The organism is Methanosarcina spelaei (assembly GCF_002287235.1).
In the GTDB taxonomy this organism is placed as follows: Archaea; Halobacteriota; Methanosarcinia; order Methanosarcinales; family Methanosarcinaceae; genus Methanosarcina; species Methanosarcina spelaei.
This window is the reverse complement of sequence record NZ_LMVP01000221.1, coordinates 1-2,292: the sequence shown is the minus strand read 5'-3', so window position 1 is coordinate 2,292 and position 2,292 is coordinate 1. Positions and strand designations below refer to the sequence as shown.

General features: G+C 46.3%; 1 protein-coding gene. It reads left to right on the top strand.

All coding sequences use genetic code 11. The features are described 5' to 3' along the window. Positions 1-34 precede the first annotated feature (34 nt). On the top strand, positions 35-2,292 hold a 2,258-nt coding region (locus ASJ81_RS11265; protein ID WP_095644527.1), incomplete at its 3' end, for a cation-translocating P-type ATPase.

The window sequence follows — 2,292 nt, the reverse complement described above, 5'->3', positions numbered from 1 at the left end:
AAAGTATTTGTTTGATTGACTGGAGAAAAACTGAATGTATTATGATGAAGCCGCAGATGCGGTTCTAAATAACCTGAGCACTTCCGAAGAAGTCGGGCTGAGTTCGGAAGAGGCGGAAAAACGGCTTGATAAATACGGAAAAAATGAGCTTAAAGAAGAAGAAAAGACTTCGGTTGTAAAACTTTTTCTTTCACAGTTCAAGAGTTTTCTGATTGTAATTCTGATTGCAGCAGCATTGGTTTCCGCTTTCCTTGGAGAGCTTGTTGACGCTTTTGTGATCCTGTTTACTGTAGTCCTTGCAAGTGTGCTCGGTTTTGTTCAGGAGTACAGGGCCGAAGAGTCAATAAAACTTTTGAAATCGTTGACCAGTCCCGAAGCTCTGGTTTTAAGAGACGGAAAAGAGGGAAAAGTTCCTTCTTCTCTACTTGTCCCAGGTGATATTCTGCTTTTGCAAGCAGGAGACAGGATTCCCGCGGATGCGAGACTGCTTGAAGCGCTCTCCATGAAAGTAGACGAATCTTCACTTACTGGCGAATCTGTTCCTGTAGAAAAGAGTATCAATATTTTTCCTCCTGAAACCCCGCAGCCTGACAGGAAAAATATGGTTTATACCGGGACCTCAGTCACTTACGGCAGGGGAAAAGCCGTTATTACGGCGACAGGTATGAGTACGGCTTTTGGAAAACTAGCCGGGCTTCTGGGAGAAATTGAAAGGGATAAAACTCCTCTTCAGGAGAAACTTGACCAGTTTGGGCGCTGGCTCGGAACCGCAACCCTAATAATTGTAGCTTTTGTGGCTATACTCGGAATTATCGAGGGTTTTGATCCTTTTGAGATGTTTCTCTGGGGAGTTGCCCTTGCTGTTGCTGCGATTCCGGAAGCTCTGCCTGCGGTTGTAACAGTCGGGCTTGCTCTTGGTGTCCGAAGAATGGTAAAAAGGCATGCGCTTGTAAGAAAACTGCCGTCCGTAGAAACACTTGGCTCAACTAATATCATATGTACCGACAAGACCGGGACACTTACCCAGAACAAGATGACTGTTGAGAAGGTGTACGCAAACGGGACTCTCTTTACTGTTACAGGTGAAGGATACAAACCCACAGGGGACTTTTTCAGGGGAGACAGTCCTGTTTCCAAGGATATACACCTCCACAAGTTACTGGTTACGGGAACCCTCTGTAACGATGCAGGGCTGGTTGAGGAAGAAGGCACATGGGATATTATAGGCGACCCTACTGAAGGTGCTCTTGTAGTCGCTGCAGCTAAAGGAGGTCTCTGGAAAGCCGTCCTTGAGGAGAAACATGAGCGTAAAGGCGAAGTTCCTTTTTCTTCCGAAAGGAAGATGATGACTACTCTAAACACCTCTGAAGATGGTTTGTATGCGCATGCCAAAGGAGCTCCTGAGGTTATCCTTGCCTCCTGTACGAAAATTTTCCTTGAAGGGCATGAGGAAGATCTAACTCCTGAAAGGAAACAGGAAATCCTGAATATCGTAAACGACCTTGCAAACCAGACATTAAGGGTTATGGGGTTTGCCTATCGCAAGGTTCCGGAAGATATTCTGCCCGAAGAAACTGAGAAAGATATGGTTTTCTCAGGACTCATGGGTATGCGCGATCCTCCAAGAGAAGAAGTAAAGGTTGCAATTGCCACCTGTACCAGTGCAGGCATTCGAACCATAATGATTACAGGCGACCACAAGACCACGGCTTTTGCAATTGCAAAGGAACTAGGGATTTTCCGGGAAGGAGACCTTGTCCTTACAGGCACCGAACTGGAGGCCCTTGGAGACAGGGAATTTGATGAGATTGTGGAAAAAGTTTCGGTCTACGCAAGGGTTTATCCAGAGCATAAGCTGAAGGTAGTTGAAGCTCTCAAGAAAAAAGGATATATAGTTGCAATGACCGGAGACGGAGTAAATGACGCTCCTGCCCTGAAAGCTGCCGATATGGGCATTGCGATGGGAATTACAGGCACGGATGTCAGTAAGGAAGCCTCAAGCATGATCCTGACTGATGATAACTTTGCATCCATCGTGTCAGCAGTCGAAGAGGGCCGAAATATCCTGAAAAATATTAAAAATTTTATTGCCTACGGCCTTACATGTCACATAGGACTGGTTCTCATCGTCCTTGTAGGAGTACTTGCCTGGCATACTCTGCCTGTCATTGCGGTCCAGATCCTCTGGATTAACCTTATAACGGACGGCCTACCACCAATGGCGCTTTCCATGGAAGCTCCTGACAGAGGGCTTATGAAGCAAAAGCCAACTAAGGCTAAAGAAGGGCTGGT